Annotated in this window: 19 protein-coding genes; 16 read left to right on the top strand and 3 right to left on the bottom strand. The window is 45.8% G+C overall.

Features of this window, described 5'->3' with window-relative positions:
• The first annotated feature begins 8 nt into the window (after positions 1–8).
• The 8 genes from BMY63_RS05255 (at position 9) to BMY63_RS05220 (ending at position 7,303) form a co-directional block, all read left to right on the top strand.
• Positions 9–767, top strand: coding sequence for a succinate dehydrogenase/fumarate reductase iron-sulfur subunit (locus BMY63_RS05255; protein ID WP_091841399.1), 759 nt, complete (start codon positions 9–11; stop codon positions 765–767).
• A 182-nt stretch (positions 768–949) separates the two neighbouring features.
• Entirely contained in the window at positions 950–1,339 is a 390-nt protein-coding gene (locus BMY63_RS05250) for a hypothetical protein (RefSeq protein ID WP_091915184.1), read from the top strand.
• A 73-nt stretch (positions 1,340–1,412) separates the two neighbouring features.
• Positions 1,413–1,982, top strand: a complete 570-nt coding sequence (locus BMY63_RS05245; protein WP_256218946.1) for a DKNYY domain-containing protein — start codon at positions 1,413–1,415, stop codon at positions 1,980–1,982.
• A gap of 228 nt (positions 1,983–2,210) precedes the next feature.
• The gene (locus tag BMY63_RS05240) at positions 2,211–2,660 is read left to right on the top strand and encodes a zinc ribbon domain-containing protein (RefSeq protein ID WP_091900301.1); all 450 of its coding nucleotides are present in this window, start codon (positions 2,211–2,213) and stop codon (positions 2,658–2,660) included.
• Positions 2,661–2,817: 157 nt separating this feature from the next.
• Positions 2,818–3,546 (top strand): hypothetical protein, encoded by a 729-nt coding sequence (locus BMY63_RS05235; RefSeq protein WP_091915183.1) that lies wholly within the window; start codon positions 2,818–2,820, stop codon positions 3,544–3,546.
• Positions 3,547–3,646: 100 nt separating this feature from the next.
• Positions 3,647–5,653: a tetratricopeptide repeat protein gene (locus tag BMY63_RS05230; RefSeq protein WP_091900303.1), complete on the top strand. Its 2,007-nt coding sequence runs from the start codon at positions 3,647–3,649 to the stop codon at positions 5,651–5,653.
• A 205-nt stretch (positions 5,654–5,858) separates the two neighbouring features.
• On the top strand, positions 5,859–6,311 hold the full coding sequence (gene bcp, locus BMY63_RS05225) for a thioredoxin-dependent thiol peroxidase (RefSeq protein ID WP_091900304.1): 453 nt from the start codon (positions 5,859–5,861) through the stop codon (positions 6,309–6,311).
• A gap of 140 nt (positions 6,312–6,451) precedes the next feature.
• Positions 6,452–7,303 carry a glycoside hydrolase family 16 protein gene (locus BMY63_RS05220; protein ID WP_091915181.1) on the top strand — a complete coding sequence of 284 codons (852 nt, stop codon included), beginning with the start codon at positions 6,452–6,454 and terminating at the stop codon, positions 7,301–7,303.
• Positions 7,304–7,442: 139 nt separating this feature from the next.
• Here BMY63_RS05220 and msrA read toward each other — a convergent pair whose 3' ends face one another.
• Positions 7,443–7,946: a peptide-methionine (S)-S-oxide reductase MsrA gene (msrA, locus tag BMY63_RS05215; protein WP_091900306.1), complete on the bottom strand. Its 504-nt coding sequence runs from the start codon at positions 7,944–7,946 to the stop codon at positions 7,443–7,445.
• 142 nt (positions 7,947–8,088) lie between these two features.
• On the opposite strand from msrA, the gene BMY63_RS05210 reads away from it, so the two are divergent.
• Positions 8,089–9,009, top strand: a complete 921-nt coding sequence (locus tag BMY63_RS05210) for a DMT family transporter (protein ID WP_091900307.1) — start codon at positions 8,089–8,091, stop codon at positions 9,007–9,009.
• 61 nt (positions 9,010–9,070) lie between these two features.
• Positions 9,071–9,889, top strand: coding sequence for an N-acetylmuramic acid 6-phosphate etherase (gene murQ / locus BMY63_RS05205; RefSeq protein ID WP_091915179.1), 819 nt, complete (start codon positions 9,071–9,073; stop codon positions 9,887–9,889).
• A 298-nt stretch (positions 9,890–10,187) separates the two neighbouring features.
• Here murQ and BMY63_RS05200 read toward each other — a convergent pair whose 3' ends face one another.
• On the bottom strand, positions 10,188–10,628 hold the full coding sequence (locus BMY63_RS05200) for a hypothetical protein (protein ID WP_143065722.1): 441 nt from the start codon (positions 10,626–10,628) through the stop codon (positions 10,188–10,190).
• A 166-nt stretch (positions 10,629–10,794) separates the two neighbouring features.
• Between BMY63_RS05200 and BMY63_RS05195 the strand changes: the two genes are divergently transcribed.
• The 3 genes from BMY63_RS05195 to BMY63_RS05185 all read left to right on the top strand — a co-directional run bounded on the left by BMY63_RS05195 (position 10,795) and on the right by BMY63_RS05185 (position 13,190).
• Positions 10,795–12,090 carry an alginate export family protein gene (locus BMY63_RS05195; RefSeq protein WP_091915177.1) on the top strand — a complete coding sequence of 432 codons (1,296 nt, stop codon included), beginning with the start codon at positions 10,795–10,797 and terminating at the stop codon, positions 12,088–12,090.
• A gap of 152 nt (positions 12,091–12,242) precedes the next feature.
• On the top strand, positions 12,243–12,575 hold the full coding sequence (locus tag BMY63_RS05190; RefSeq protein WP_091900311.1) for an MGMT family protein: 333 nt from the start codon (positions 12,243–12,245) through the stop codon (positions 12,573–12,575).
• 30 nt (positions 12,576–12,605) lie between these two features.
• Positions 12,606–13,190, top strand: coding sequence for a superoxide dismutase (locus tag BMY63_RS05185; RefSeq protein ID WP_091900312.1), 585 nt, complete (start codon positions 12,606–12,608; stop codon positions 13,188–13,190).
• Between the two features lie 17 nt (positions 13,191–13,207).
• Here the strand turns inward: BMY63_RS05185 and BMY63_RS05180 are convergent, their stop codons facing one another.
• Positions 13,208–13,894 (bottom strand): SIMPL domain-containing protein, encoded by a 687-nt coding sequence (locus BMY63_RS05180; protein WP_091915176.1) that lies wholly within the window; start codon positions 13,892–13,894, stop codon positions 13,208–13,210.
• A gap of 248 nt (positions 13,895–14,142) precedes the next feature.
• On the opposite strand from BMY63_RS05180, the gene BMY63_RS05175 reads away from it, so the two are divergent.
• The 3 genes from BMY63_RS05175 to BMY63_RS05165 are packed head-to-tail and all read left to right on the top strand — an operon-like array spanning position 14,143 to position 16,337.
• Complete coding sequence (locus BMY63_RS05175; RefSeq protein WP_091900314.1) at positions 14,143–14,625, top strand: Lrp/AsnC family transcriptional regulator; 483 nt, start codon at positions 14,143–14,145, stop codon at positions 14,623–14,625.
• Between the two features lies 1 nt (position 14,626).
• Entirely contained in the window at positions 14,627–16,024 is a 1,398-nt protein-coding gene (locus BMY63_RS05170) for an alanine/glycine:cation symporter family protein (protein ID WP_091915437.1), read from the top strand.
• A gap of 4 nt (positions 16,025–16,028) precedes the next feature.
• Positions 16,029–16,337, top strand: coding sequence for a DUF4298 domain-containing protein (locus BMY63_RS05165; RefSeq protein WP_091915174.1), 309 nt, complete (start codon positions 16,029–16,031; stop codon positions 16,335–16,337).
• Positions 16,338–16,504: the final 167 nt, after the last annotated feature.

Below are 16,504 nucleotides of genomic sequence, written 5' to 3'. Positions count from 1 at the left end.
TTGAAATTATGGCAAAGAATATTTCATTTACAATAAAGTTCTGGCGCCAGAACGGCCCCAAGGACCAGGGACATTTCGACACCCACGAGATGCACGATATTCCCGATGACACCTCTTTCCTCGAGATGCTTGACATCCTGAACGAGGAGCTCATCAACGAAGGCAAGGAGCCCTTCGTGTTCGACCACGACTGCCGCGAGGGTATCTGCGGTATGTGCTCGCTTTATATCAACGGTACACCTCACGGACTCACTGAGCGTGGTGCCACCACCTGTCAGCTCTACATGCGCCGCTTCAACGACGGCGATGTTATCACTGTAGAGCCTTGGCGCTCGGCGGCTTTCCCCGTGATCAAGGACTGTATGGTAGACCGCAACGCCTTCGATAAGATCATCCAGGCTGGTGGTTACACCACCATCCGCACAGGACAGGCTCAGGATGCTAACGCTATCCTTATTCCTAAGGAAGATGCCGACGAGGCTATGGACTGCGCTTCTTGCATCGGCTGTGGCGCCTGCGTAGCAGCATGTAAGAACGGCTCTGCCATGCTCTTCGTATCGTCTAAGGTATCTCAGCTCGCTCTGCTTCCGCAGGGCCGTGTAGAGGCTGCCCGTCGTGTGAAGAACATGATTGCCAAGATGGACGAGCTCGGCTTTGGTAACTGCACCAACACTCGCGCCTGCGAGGCTGTCTGCCCGAAGAACGAGACCATCGCCAATATCGCTCGCCTGAACCGCGAGATGATCAAGGCTAAGTTAGCTGATTAATATTTACACGATAAGCCCCTATGGAGCGCCAAACGCTCTGTAGGGGCTTTCATTTGGACTTCTTATGAAGTCTTTCGATAACTTATAGGGAATTCCTATGAAATATTAGGGTTTTCCCTTTTTTATTTGTTCAGATATTACTTATCTTTGTGCTATCACAAATCATTCAATTATTCACAATTATGAAAGAAAAACTTATATCAATCTCTTTAATCTTAACATCAGCATTATGCTTCTCTTCTTGCGCTACGCTATTTACTTCTTCTCATCAAGATATTGTATTTGCAGGCGAAAGTGATGCCACTATCTATGATGGGTCAAGGAAATTAGGGAAGTTAGACGCAGACGGGATGGCAACTATTAAGCTAAGGAAAGGCCTGAATTCTAAACATCTGTATATAAAGAAAGATGGCTATGAGAGAACATATGTAAGTGTTGTGCCTACATTCAATTTTGTTTCGCTTCTTAATATTCTCTTCTGGCCTGGGTTCATTGTAGATGCAGCTACTGGCAAAATATGCAAATATGATGATGAGGTCATAGAATTTGAAATGCAGAAGAAAGATCAGTGAATAAATCATATAACTCTTATAGATGATGAAACAGGTAAATTTTTTATTCAGGATTTGTCTTGTGATGGCAATGATGGGATGGACTTTAACGAGCTATGCCCAACGGTATGAGGTTGACCGAGACCGTGTGTATTTTGGCGGCGAGATGGTGATACATGCAGATATCCGTAGTTTTGTTGATCTAGGATTCGGCTATGCCAAGGATCGTCATCACGTGTATATGAACGGGCGAATACTCGAGTATGTTGATCCTTCATCATTCCGACTGAAGGAATCTAGGCATCGGCACGGGCATGCTAACACGGATAGAGACATCCAAGAGCCGTACAAAGGGTATCATAAAACATCATTCAGTGTCTATTACGGCGATAAGAAAATCGATGCTGTGTCCAGCCAGTTTGTCGAATTGGACTATGGTTATGCCAAGGATTCCTTCAGTGTATTCTTTCTTGGTGAAAAGATAAAAGGTGCCACATGTTCTAGCTTCGAAGTGTTGGGAGGAGGTTATGCCAAAGATGCCTTCAGTGTCTACTACTATGGTGAGAAGGTGGAAGGAGCTTTTGCCTCAACGTTCAGATATACAAGTAACGGTTATGCAGAAGACAGCCTCAACACCTATTATAGAGGTAAGAAACTGAGATAGGAATCAATCCAAGAAGGACGAGCTCGGCTTCGGTAACCTTTATATAAAGAGCGCCGCAGAACAGACAACTGCGGCGCTCTTTTTGTTGACAAGCCATGGGCCTTTGACCGCTAATCAACAGATATGATCTCTAACTTAACATGAATTAAGAATATGCAACTTTCTGTTTCTTGACAGGCATTGTTCTTTGTTGTATCTTTGCACCGTCAAATCAATTAAACAGTTTTTATGGAGACAAAAGAGATTATAAGAAACATTCGAGAGAAGAACAACCTGACACAAGAACAGTTAGCTGAACGGATCTATGTAAGTCGCCAAGCCGTAAGCCGGTGGGAAAATGGAGAGACGCAGCCGGATACAGAACAGTTGAAGACATTGTCAAGAGAGTTTGGGATATCAATCAATACGCTGCTCGGCTCACCTCAGACATTGTACTGCCAATGCTGCGGAATGCCTTTATCGGATGACGCAATGATTAGTCATGAGGTGGATGGTAGTTTCAACGAAGACTATTGTAAATGGTGCTATGCAGATGGCAACTTTGTTTATAAGGACAAGGACTCATTGCTCGACTTTCTTGTCAGTCATATGCCCAACCCCGACAATCAGTCCGAATCCGAACGTCGCAGTCTTTATGACTCTCATCTATCGATGCTTAAGCATTGGCGTAATCAATAACTAATAAAAAGACAATCATGACTATTGGAGACAAGGCGCCCGAGATTCCCGTCCATTTCTAGAAGAAGTAAACCATTTTTTTCCTTTACAAGACAATTAATAAAAATAAAAGTCATATATTTGCAATGTCATTGTAAGAAAAGAATAATTGTAATATATGAAAAGACTATTAAAATATTGGTATATATTACCTATCCTGCTAGCGTGCTTAATGATTGTGGCTTGCTTAATGTATATGTTGATGATACAATCTATGAAATCATCGATGGTAATTGAAAGCACAGTAAGCGTTCTTATACTTATCGTACTGATAGCACTGCCGATATCATGGGTCATTCTACTTATCAATAAGCAATGGAAGAGGTCCTTCTTTTCCTTCTTGGCGACCATTTTGGTCGTATGTGTTCTGGGGTTCCCTCTTTCATTCTTAGCAATGGAAAGTCCTGATGGATTCGGAAAAGACCATCCGATTCCTGATGGATTAGAATGCAACTTGCCCCTTGTGGATGATTCGTGTTCAACGGCACCTATAGACAGTATAGATACCAATAACTATCTAGTTGTATGGAATAGTTTTCAAGGTGGAGTATATAAGTATGATTTTTATTATGGTCCATTACCAGCAGGAGAAGTTTTTCTTCGATGTTTCGAGGTAACAGAAAACATCCCATTATCGGAAGACGAACTAGAAGAAAGTAGCAAAGTTTGTATAGATTCAACGAAATCGTTCACGAGAATGGTAGAAAAAAAAGAATTCCATATCTACGAAGGCGATTGGGGAGATTATTATGCTGCTCGGGTTGAGGTGTGGTACAGGAACGGTACAACAAAACAGGAACGGAAACTTCTGGAGAAGGTGTACCGTGTTGAAGGATGGATGAGATAAGGATTGCAAAGCATAATCATTTATACCATTTTCGTGTATTATATATGGAGGATTTCAAATAAATAGATAACTTTGTAACAGAATCAATAAACCAACGATTATGATGACAAGAAAAATCTTGAATGGATTAAAGAGGTTGAATAGTTTGAATAGGCTGTTTGTCTTTCTTTTTACGTGTATGATTGCACAGTCCTCTTATAGTCAGCAGAAAATGACTATTAAGGAGATGGAAGATTCTATGGCACTGGGAAATCTGAATGTTCAGGTAGATTTGGCCATAGAATACATTAGTGGAGAAAGGGTTGAAGTAGACTATACAAAGGCCTACTCAATGATTCGTGATGCTGCTGAAAAGGGCAATCGTTACGGACAGTTGATGCTCGGTGTGTGCTATGAAGCTGGCATCAGTGTAGAAAAGAACCAGGACGAGTCATTCCGCTGGTTTATGCGTTCGGCCGAACAAGGTAACATTTCTGCGATGGAGCGTGTCGGACAAGCTTATGAGTATGGATATGGTGTGGCTGCTGATTTGAAGAAGGCGGTGGCTTACTACCAAAAGTCTGCCGAAGGCGGCTATCCTGTGGCGCAACTGAATATGGGAATACTCTATGAACATGGTCATGGAGTAGAGCAAGACATAAAGAAAGCATTCGAATGGGTATCACTAGCAGCCCAACAGCACGAAGGTGCAAGGTTTATACTTGCTAAATACTACTTTAATGGCTGGGGTACGGAGCAAAACAAAGCAGAAGCGTTACGTCTTTTAAATAGTCTAAAGGATAATAAAGAACTGGGCGAGGCGGCTTCATATTACAGTGATATCATAGAGCGCGGTGACACGATGCAAACTTATGAGTTCCAGTTCCGCTGGATACCTAGGATACTTTTTGATTGGAAAAAAGGCGAATACGACGACACAATGTTAACAGATATAACTGAATGGAAGTTGTATTTGGGTGGAATGTTTATCAGCCATTATGAATGGGATTGGGCTGAGGTGTCGGCACAGGTGTATCCTCAACCTAATGATATTGATATCATTGTTTATAGGATGCCTGAACCTCAGAGACCTCCGCTATGTAAATATGCTGCAGCTGTGATAGACCGCAAGCAGCGCACGGTGCAATATTTCACGCTGGAACTGAGTATAGATGTTTCTGGCAGAAGCAGCGACAAACCTTGGATGTTTTGTGGTGTTAGTAGCGATATGAGTCATCTCAACTTTGGCTGGTTCAAGGACACTGTCACCGAACATAACTTCGTAGAGTATGTAAAGAAGTATGTGGAAAAAGAAAAGAAAACTGAGCGTGCTGATCAAAAAAAGAAAGACAAGAAAAAGAAAAAAATAAAACGCCCAGAAGCAGAAATCATTCAAGCTACAAACGATAGTATATGCGCAGAAGGGTATAATCTTTACATTGCAGAAACGATTAACTGGATGTCAACAGATTCTGTCTTGGCTCACTATAGTCGTGACGATCTGGGCGAGAATCTTATCTGGCAACCCACAGATAGTACATGGAGTGCCACTTTCTTTGATAAGGACATTAAGAATTGCGTCTTTGAGTTGAAATATAACCATGTCAATAGAACAAATACTATATCGTACGAAAAACGTCCAATAACAGAAACGGAACGGGCTCAAGCTAGGATTAAAAATATCATGATAAAAAACGCCTTCGAGAACTATGGAGGTGAAATAAAGTATAACGAAAAATGTGGTAATCCGAATTTTGACTTCGTACGTATCAATGATAATCTAATACGACTCTATATACTTCAAGGCACTGTACAGCCAAACACAATTCCTTTTGGAAATGATTACTCTATTGATTTTGATAATAATGGTAATGCATTGTGTTTCAGAAAATACCACAATTCACTGATAGCTATTAAGACGGTGGATGTTGAAGGACAACAAATTAAATCCGTAGTTCATAGCCATCTTCGTGATAACCCTTATATCACTCCTACAGATGTATGTAATTTCTTACTTTACAGGGGCGGATTAAAAGAAAATCACATTCTGAGTACAGCTTTAGATGGGTACATTATATACCATGCCGAGGATAACTCTACAGAATTTGTTCCCATGGATGAGATGTAAACAAAATAAGTATGTTTGGATGTCACTTCTTTGTAATTGATACAATAGGCCAGTCATTATCGTGATAAGAGAAACATCACAGAATGTGGTTATGATTGCTTTTATGGCAGTGTATATAAGTCATCAATCTGCAAAGAAATCAGTAGAGGAGATATATGGAAACGAATAATATATAATAAACGAATAATCCTCATTACAGACAATCATGACTATTGGAGACAAGGCGCCCGAGATTCTGGGCAAGGACGAACAGGGACGGGATATCCGTCTGAGTGATTATCGCGGTCGTAAGCTGGTGCTGTATTTCTATCCGAAGGATAATACCAGCGGTTGTACGGCCGAGGCTTGTAGTCTGAGAGACCATTATGGCGATCTACAGGCTCAGGGGTATGAGATCGTAGGCGTGAGTAAGGATTCTGCCGCCTCGCATGTGAAGTTCAAGGAGAAGCATTCGTTGCCCTTTCCGCTGATTGCTGATGTTGACAGAAGGCTGATGGAGGCGATGGGTGCCTGGGGCGAGAAGACGATGTATGGCAAGAAGACGATGGGCACTATCCGTACCACCTTCGTGATCAACGAGGAGGGCATCATCGAACAGATCTTCGCTGGTAAGCAGGTGAAGACCAAAGAGCATGCGGAACAGATCCTGCAGAAGTAATCAAGGGACAGTGACTTGATGGGGGGGGAAGGCCATGCCCATCAAGTAGAACGAAAATCGGCCATTAATTTGGGCATGTCGGAAAAACGACGTACCTTTGTCACGAAATCGTTTAAGACGAAGGAGAAAAACTATATAAGGTGAGGAAAACTACGATTTTATCGGTATTGCTTTGTGCTACCCAGTTATCAGCACAGGAGTGGCGACTGGCGTGGAGTGATGAGTTCGATGGCAATGGTCGCCCCGACTCTACGATATGGAACTATGAACAGGGTTTCGTACGTAACCATGAGGCGCAGTGGTATCAGTGGCAGAACGCCTACCAGCAAGATGGGGTCCTCGTCATCGAGGCGCGGCGCGAAGAGCGCCCCAATCCCACCTATCGTCCTGATGCGACTCACTGGGGCCAGCAGCGTCAGACCATCGACTATACCTCGGCCTGTCTCACAACGAAGGGGAAGTATGCGTTCCTCTATGGTCGTTTGGAGGTGTGCGCACGCATCCCTACGGCTGGCGGCGCGTGGCCTGCCATCTGGACGCTGGGCAGCGGGATGGAATGGCCGTCGTGTGGCGAGATCGACCTTATGGAGTATTATCGTATCAAGGGGGTCCCCCATATCCTGGCAAATGTGGCTTGGGGCAACGATCAGCGTTATCAGGCTGTGTGGAACAGCAAACGTGTGGATTATGCCCATTTCATCGAACGTGATCCCAACTGGGCGCAACACTTCCATGTATGGCGCATGGATTGGGACGAGACTTATATCCGGCTCTATCTGGACGACGAGTTGCTCAACGAGGTGCCTCTCGCTTCCACGGTCAATGGGTCAATAGGGCATTATAAGAACCCTTTTAACAGTCCTCAGTATATCCTGCTGAACCTCGCCCTGGGTGGCGACAACGGTGGAACGATAGACGATGGGGCTTTCCCGATGCGCTATGAGATCGACTATGTTCGTGTATATGAACGGACGAATACTCGAATATATTGATCCTTCATCATTTCGGCTGAAGGAATCTAGGGATCATCACGGGCATGCTAACATGGATAGAGACATCCAAGAGCCGCACAGAGGGTATCATAAGACATCGTTCAGTGTCTACTACTATGGTAAGAAACTGAAATAAGGATCAAGATCTGGCCTGTCGTGCAAACTCGAAGAGAGCGGTTGGCAGATGACAGTAGCCGTTAGGATTCTTGTCGAGATAGTCTTGATGGTATTCTTCGGCGGTGTAGAAGTTTTTCAGCGGTTGGCACTCTACAGCGATGGGCTGGGAGAGTTGTGCCTGTTGCTCAGCAAACACTTTGTTTATAATCGGCAACTGATCGTCAGTAATATAATAGACGCCAGTGCGATAGCGGGTACCCTCGTCATGCCCTTGTTTGTTAAGGCTTACAGGATCAATCGCTTTGAAGAACATATTAAGAAGGAACTCCAGATCAACGATCTGCTCGTCGTATATGACATGTACGGTCTCGGCATAACCCGTTTGGTCCGTATATACCTCTTTGTAGGTGGGATTCTCTGTTTCTCCGTTAGCGAATCCTACTTCCGTGTTGACGACGCCATGAATCTGTTTGAAGTAATGCTCTGTGCCCCAGAAGCATCCTCCTGCTAAGTAGATCTCTTTCATTTTTGTGCTTGATAATAGTTATATTGTATTGACAGGTGCAAAGGTATGATATTTCTGCAACTTTCTATGCGTATTTACAAAGAAATCATGAAAAAACTTTGTACCTTTGCACAATCATCAGTAGTTTTCAGAATAATAGATAATGGCTTATATTGGCGAATTGATATCTATTGGCGTGGCGTTTTCGTGGACGGCTACCGCGTTGTTAAGTGAGTTTGGATCAAAGCGGCTGGGTAATCTGACGCTGAATGTGCTACGTATGGGACTGGCGCTTCTTTTTTCGCTTGTGCTCTTTGGCGTGGTGACAGGCAGTGTGCTGCCACCAGGTGCATCAGCAGAGGCATCTGTCTGGATGCTGTTGTCAGGACTTGTAGGATATGTGATAGGTGACTTCTGCCTGTTTCAGTGTTATATCATTATCGGCTCACGTTATGGACAGCTCTTTATGACGCTTGCTCCGTTGTCTGCAGCCTTGATGGCATGGGTGACACTGGGTCAGCAGATGACAGCAATGAGCGTCGGAGCCATGTTGGTGACTCTTTTGGGTATAGCGATCTCTGTGCTTGGACGTGGAGAACATCATAAGGTGTCGTTGAAACTGCCCCTTAATGGCGTGCTCTTTGCTGTTGGAGCCGCTGTGTGTCAAGGTGTAGGGCTCGTATTGAGCAAAATCGGAATGGATCACTACGAGACGGTAGCGAGTGTGCCAGAATGGCTTGTGCCTTTCAGTGCCAATTTCTATCGCTGTATCGCTGGTATTATTGGTTTTTCATTGCTGCTTTATTTCCGTGATGGAATGGCTCCTTTACGGGAGGCGATGCGTGATAGGAAAGGACTTTCTGTTGCGACGGCTACCACCATCTTCGGTCCTTTTGTTGGTGTCGGTTTTTCGCTGATGGCTGTGCAATATACGGCAGCAGGTATCGCTTCCACGCTCATGGCGATGACGCCTATAATCATTCTTTTGCCCTCTTATTGGCTCTTTCACGAGAAAATCACATGGCGGGCAGTACTCGGTGCTGTCATTTCTGTTCTTGGAGTTAGTCTGTTTTTTCTCAGATAATCTTGTGAAACATGATAAAAAGTTGCTATATTTGCACCATCGAACGGATTTAGAAGGATAGATGGAGACAATTACAGAACAGTCGTCGCGCTATGATCATCTGGAACAGATGTCGATAGGCGAGTTGCTGGCGCATATCAACGAGGAGGATGCGCTAGTGGCGGAGGCAGTGAAAAAGGCAATTCCTCAGATAGAGGTATTGGTAGAGGCCATTGAGCCGCGGCTGAAACGAGGGGGAAGACTCTTCTATGTCGGAGCCGGTACCAGTGGCCGGCTTGGTGTGCTCGACGCCAGTGAGCTGCCACCTACGTATGGCGTTCCTGAGCAGTGGGTCGTGGGCATCATAGCTGGTGGCGATGAGGCCTTGCGCCATGCTGTCGAGAAGGCCGAGGACATCCCGGAACAGGGCTGGCGAGACCTTGAGGCATACCAGCCTACTGTCGACGACACCGTGATAGGCATTGCGGCGTCGGGTACGACACCCTATGTCATCGGGGCGGTCAGCGAGGCCAGGAAGCATGGATTGCTGACGGGTTGTATCACCAGTAATCCCGGTAGTCCGTTGGCAGCTGCGGCCGATCATGCCATCGAGACCATCGTGGGGCCTGAGTTCGTGACGGGCTCCAGTCGTATGAAGAGCGGAACAGCGCAGAAGATGGTACTCAACATGATTTCCACTTCACTGATGATTCGTCTTGGTCGTGTCGAAGGTAACCGTATGGTGAAGATGCAACTGACCAATGCGAAGCTTGTGGATCGGGGCGTGCGGATGATTCAGGACTCGCTTGGCCTCTCCTATGAAGAGGCGGAGCGCTGTCTGTTAGAAGCGGGTAGTGTTGATCGTGTATTAAGGTCGAAGACTCCTAAGAAACGGGTGTAACGGGTGAAGCAGACGTCTATCAAAGAAGTAAAACAACTTGTTTTACTGTCTTGGAGATAGGGTTTACGTGTGATAGAGATGCTTCCTTTAAAGGTAAAACAAGTTGTTTTACTGTTAGAGGTGATAAGGCATACGCTGGAAATGACACCTTCCAACCAAGTATCATATAGGTATCAAGCTAATAACCAGACATTTATTACGGAAATGTCGCTGTGATGCCTTTTCGCAGATAATCAATAAAAAAAAGGATGCCAAGCGAGTTTCTTGCTTAGCATCCCAGTATTCTTATAAAATGCAATTACTTGGCGTTTTCCTCTTCTTTCACGGCTTCATTCGACTGTTTGGGCAGAGGAATAACAGTAAACTGTTTTTGCAATGGTTGGCTGACACAGTTTGTACCAAGGTCAACACCCCAACCAATCAAACCACCCAAGATGATGTTTCCAAAAGCCCAGGGATTAACTTTCTTTTCCAGAATGATATCGTTGAAAAGGAAGTTCTCTGATGTGATTTTGACATGCTGTCCGTCTAAGTGGTGACGATTAACTTTTACTACAGCGGGCAGAGTGACGTTTGGATACGTCTGTTTCTCTGTTGTGATGGTAACAGGTTCTGTCACGGTTCCGTTAATAGTAATGCTGGGATCGCCGCCTGAAACGATGGTTGCACACGACGTGAGGAACAAAGGTAAAGCTGCTACCAATGCTCCGACCTTAATGGTCTTGGAAATACTCTTCATAAGTTTTAGTGTTTTTGATTGATTAATATTTGCATCTCTATAATGCAGGTGCAAAGATACGTGTTTTTTAGGAATAATTACAAATTCTGACAAAGAAAAAACGTATAGGCTTGTAATTTGTGTTTAGAAAGTAGTACCTTTGCACCTCGTTTTAAAAATTGAGAAGATGAAGAAAATGATGATGACTCTGGGTATACTCATGTCCGCGATGTCGACAGTGGCCCAAGAAGAGAACCAGTTTACGATTGATGCACAACTTCGCACTCGTGGCGAATATAATAACGGAGCAGGTTATCCTCGTAGCGAGGGGCAGTCGCCTGCCACATTTATCAATGAGCGTGCACGGATCTCCATGGATTATCAGCGTGGTGCCATAGAACTGAAGGTCTCGGCACAGCATACAGGATTCTGGGGACTGGATGGCATGAACACGGCTAATGGCCGTATGACGATGAATGAGGCATGGGCAAAACTGAACATTGGCGAAAACGGGTACGCACAGATCGGACGACAGCAGTTGGTCTATGACGATGAGCGTATACTCGGCAGCTCCGACTGGAACGTCAACGGCAACTGGCACGACGCTTTGCGGTTGGGCTATGAGAAAGGAGCCAATAAGTTGGACATGATACTTGCCTTGAATCAAAATGGGGTAAGACGTGGAGATTATTACGAGCACGTGATGCCTTACAAGGCTATGCAGGGATTATGGTATCATTATCAGTCGCCTAAAGCACCGCTGGGCATCTCGTTGCTGGCCTTGAACACAGGCTACGAGCAGGGCGAACCTAAACATGGTAAGACAAAGTATATGCAGACGCTCGGTACTGATATAACTTATAAGCCCAATGCATGGGATCTGCATGGATCGTTCTATTATCAGATGGGGTACAATGCTGCCGACTTGAAGGTCTCAACATGTATGGCCAGCGTGAAGGCTGGTTATCAGGTCGATTCAAAGTGGAAGGTGTCGCTGGGAATAGACTATCTGGAAGGTGAGGATTACGTAGGAGGCTCTACTGACCGTATGGGGAACGTAACACTGTACAAGAATTATGACGACAGGACGCGTACCTTTAATCCGCTCTATGGCTCTCACCACCTGTTCTATGGTTTTATGGACTATTTCTATGCCAATGCTTTTGTGAATGGATTTGAACCTGGTCTTGGGGATTTGCAGCTTAGTGTCGACTATCAAGCTTCGAAGAAGACAAAGATGTTACTGAACTATCACTACTTTACAACAGCGAGCGACTGCCTGGACGAGAGAGAGCTGGGGCATGAAATCGATCTGCAGTTTACGACGACACTGATGAAAGACGTGACGTTGATGGGTGGTTACTCGGTCATGAAAGGGTCGAAGTCGATGGATATCGTGAAAGGCGGCAATCGTGGATCATGGCAGGACTGGGCCTGGATATCCCTCAACATCAATCCGCGTGTCTTCTTTGTGAAGTGGTAAGACATAGAGAAATTATTTGAACATGAGCTCCCCCATGATACTGAGTTAGGTGTCATGGGGGTAAATTTTGCAGTGTTATTTGGAGGTTTCTCAATTATTTTTGTATATTTGCATCATTGAACAGACGGAACAAATACAGAATGCTGATGTAGATGAAAGACTATCCCGATAAGATGACGCCAGAACAGGCACGGACGTTTCGTGATGATGTGCTGAACATCGTCAGTCAGATTCCTCGTGGACGAGTGACGACCTACGGGTATGTTGCCGCCTTGGCAGGATGGCCTAGTCATTCGCGGATGGTGGGACGTACCCTCCGTTATACACCTGGTGCAGAGCTTCTGCCCTGTCATCGCGTTGTCAACGGTGAGGGGCGCATGGCTCCTGGCTGGAGCAGGCAGCGGCTGTTACTGGAGGAAGAAGGGGTTGCTTTCAAGTCCAATGGACATGTGGATATGAAGCGGCATCTATGGGAGCCGGAATAGAAGATGTTTCATTCTTAAAAGACACAAGATATGGGGAAGTTTGAATTGATGGCATTGCCGTATGCGCCAGAGGCTTTAGAGCCAGTGATCAGTCGTGAGACGATAGGTTTCCATCACGGGAAGCACTTAGCTGCTTATGTGAACAATCTTAATGCATTGTTGCCCGACAGTGGATTCGAGAATGCCACGTTGGAGGAGATCGTCTGCAAATCCAATGGAGGTGTCCTGAATAACGCAGGACAGATACTGAACCACGAACTTTACTTTGCCCAGTTCTCTGGTAGACCCACGAAGACTGAGCCGACGGGTGCACTGGCAAAGGCCATCGTGCGCGACTTCGGCTCTTTCGAGGCGTTCAAGGAAGAGTTCCAGAAGAAGGGTGCTACCCTTTTCGGTAGCGGATGGGTATGGCTCTCCGCTGATAAGGATGGCAAACTCGTCATCACACAAGAGACGAATGCTGCCAATCCGGTTCAGAAGGGCTTGAGGCCATTACTGACGTTTGACGTGTGGGAACATGCCTACTATCTAGACTATCAGAATCGCCGTCCGGACCACCTTGCCGCCCTATGGGCGATCATCGATTGGGAGGTCATCGGACAGCGATACGAATAGTCGTGGAACAACGACAATTAGTTGTTAAGTGCGTAGGTGATGGTCGTCACCACTCTCAGCTTCTTGATGTAAGGTGTGTTCTGGTCGCGATCATTGATCTCGAACTGACCTTGGCCGGCAGTCTGGATGTTGCCTAGCTTCGAGTTGCTGGCCTTGGTGAACTGTTCTGCCGTCTTCTGTGCGTTCTTGATGGCTTCTTCCATCATCTCAGGTTTCATTTGCTGGAACGACACGTACTCATACTGCGGATTGCTGCCTTCGATGGCTACGCCTTGTTTCAGCAGCTCTGCCTGCTTGAAGATGGCTTTGTTCACCAGATCAACCTTCTGTGTACTGACGGTGAGGGTGGTGTTGATGATATAACGGAAGTTCCTCCGGTTCTCGCTCCACTGGTTCGACTCGAGGTCGTTCACTGTCGGCGGGTTCACTGTGATTTCTCCATCCTCAATACCGTTCTGTTTCAGGAAGGCTTTAATCTTTCCTGTCTTCACGTTGATGTTTTCGTAGAGGGTGGGCAAGTCGTTACCCATCTCGTTGGTCGAGAGACTCCATGTCACTTTGTCGGCCTTCACTTCACGCTCGGCCAGACCTTTCACAGTCACTTTGCGGTCCTTGTTCGAGAAATTGTCGATACCGCTCTTGATAAACCATCCCAGCACAATAATACCAATGGCCAGGATCACTGCTTCACGTATTTTACCCATTGTTAGTTATTTTAGAATGATGCTGCAAAAATATGCTTTTTCTTTTTCAAAACAAATAATTATCATGTAATTCACTCATTACTAACATTTTTTAGCAATACTCGAAAAGATAATGTCGTTATTTTTAATATCTTGACGGTCCAAAACTTGTTTCTGATTATTTGTGTGGGTCAAAAACAATGTTTATCTTTGCATATTGAAAAAGGGAAGATCATGTTTTCTCTATTGATGAACAAACTGTATCAGCTATGTTGAATTATGATGAGCTTGACGAGACCGATCGTCAGATACTAAGATTACTACAGCAGAATTCGCAGATGACAGTCAAGGAACTGGCATGTGCCATCAACCTTTCCACCTCGCCGACATTTGAACGTCAAAAACGTCTGGAGCGCGAGGGGTTTATCAAGGGCTATAAGGCTGTGCTTGATGCCAAGCGGGTGGGACAGGGCATCATAGTCTTATGTAATATGCGTCTGAAGCGACATTCCCAGTTGCTGATGGACGAGTTTATGGCTGCTGTCCAGAATATCGAGGAGATCGTAGAGTGTTATAATACGAGTGGTGATTATGATTTCACGTTGAAGATATATGCACGCGACATGGAATCGTACCATGAGTTCATGCGTACGAAGTTAGGCAATATGGAGTGCGTGGGGTCATTCAATAGTGTGTTTGTCATGCGGGAGGTGAAGAACTCGCATGGCGTCCCTGTTCAAGAGAAGAAATGATATGAACGACTTGATAACATCTGTGAATGATGTGTTATGGAGCTATGTGCTGATGGTTGCACTGGTGGGTTGCGGACTGTGGTTCACATGGCGTACCCGTTTCGTGCAGTTCCGTATGGTGGGTGAGATGCTGCGACTACTGACGGAGTCGGCGGTGAGCACGGCTAAGGGCACAAAACACATATCGTCATTTCAGGCTTTTGCGGTGTCTGTAGCCACTCGTGTGGGTACGGGCAATCTTGCAGGGGTGGCCACGGCCATCGCTATCGGTGGACCAGGTGCGGTGTTCTGGATGTGGATTATCGCACTGATTGGCTCGGCCACGGCTTTCGTAGAGTCGACGCTGGCGCAGTTGTATAAGCAGAAAGACAAAAACTCGTTTATTGGCGGCCCTGCCTATTATATCCAACGTGGACTGCATCGACGATGGATGGCGGTCTTGTTTGCTGTCCTTATCACGCTCCAGTTCGGACTCTCCAACAACTCCATTCAGGCAAATACGATCTGTGGTGCTATGCAGGAGGCTTTTGGTTGGTCGCCAGTATGGGTGGGAGGTGCTTTGGCCGCGATGGCTTTGTTCATTGTCTTTGGCGGTATCCAGCGCATCGCTCATGTCAGTTCGATACTGGTGCCTGTCATGGCTGTGGGCTATATGGTGCTTGCCGTGGTGATTATCGTGTTGAACATCGATATGGTCCCGCATGTGCTGAAGGTTATCGTGACGAATGCTTTTGGCTTTGGACAGATTGCTGGTGGTGGTCTTGGTGCTGCTATGATGAACGGTATCAAGCGTGGCCTTTTCTCCAACGAGGCAGGTGAGGGCAGTGCACCGAATGTCGCAGCTACGGCTACAACGACACATCCGGTGAAGCAAGGACTCATTCAGGCGCTTGGCGTATTCACAGATACACTGTTGGTCTGTTCATGTACGGCATTTATCATCCTCATCAGCGGTCTTTATCAAGTACCGGAGTTGAACGGCATCGCCCTCACGCAGTCGGCTCTTCAGTCTGAGGTAGGCAGTGCAGGTCCCATCTTCGTGGCTGTCGCCATCTTCCTCTTCGCCTTCTCCAGTATCATCGGCAACTATTATTATGGTGAGGCAAATATCCGATTTATCACACCTAATGCTACTGTGATGACTGTTTATCGTCTCTGTTCGGGTGGTCTTATGGTACTCTTTGGTGCCCTTGCCAGTTTTGAGTTGGTGTGGAATATCGTGGATTTCTTCATGGCATTGTTGACGGCTTGTAACCTCGTAGCAATCATTCTGTTGGGTCGTTATGCATTCCGACTGCTTGACGATTATCGTCAACAGAAGCGGCGAGGCATTAAGGAACCCGTCTTCCATCGTAGTCAGTTGCCGGAGATAGAACATGAAATAGTTTGCTGGGAATAGATAAATGAAACAGACAGAACGTATTAAGAAGATGGAGCGCTATCTGGATCGCGCTTCGACGGCCGTGATGGAACTTTCGGCAGCTCTCGACAAGTACGAGGATGCCCAAAAGGCGATTTCGGCTCTCAGTCGTTATTATGGCAGTGACGAGTGGCGGCAGGACTTTGCTGATGATGAGGCGGGTCTGTTGCCTAAGGATCTTAAGCGAGGTGTTCTCTCGGAAGACGGTATCTGGAATCTGCTCTCTGACAGTCGTGAGCTTAACACCCGACTACAGGAGACAGCGAAAAAGACTCTCGAAACCCTCCCGTGACCCTATGTGCGATGCTTGTCATAAATATCATTTGAAAATGCAAAAAAAGCAGAAAATAATTTGCAGGTATCAAATTATTTAATAGTTTTGCACTATCTTTTCAGATAACACCAACTACTGCATATAAGTGGTGTTGGTATATGTTTAACAACAAAATAAAGGTAAAA

Source organism: Prevotella aff. ruminicola Tc2-24, from assembly GCF_900110895.1.
Lineage (GTDB): Bacteria > Bacteroidota > Bacteroidia > Bacteroidales > Bacteroidaceae > Prevotella.
This window is presented reverse-complemented; position numbering and strand designations above follow the sequence as displayed.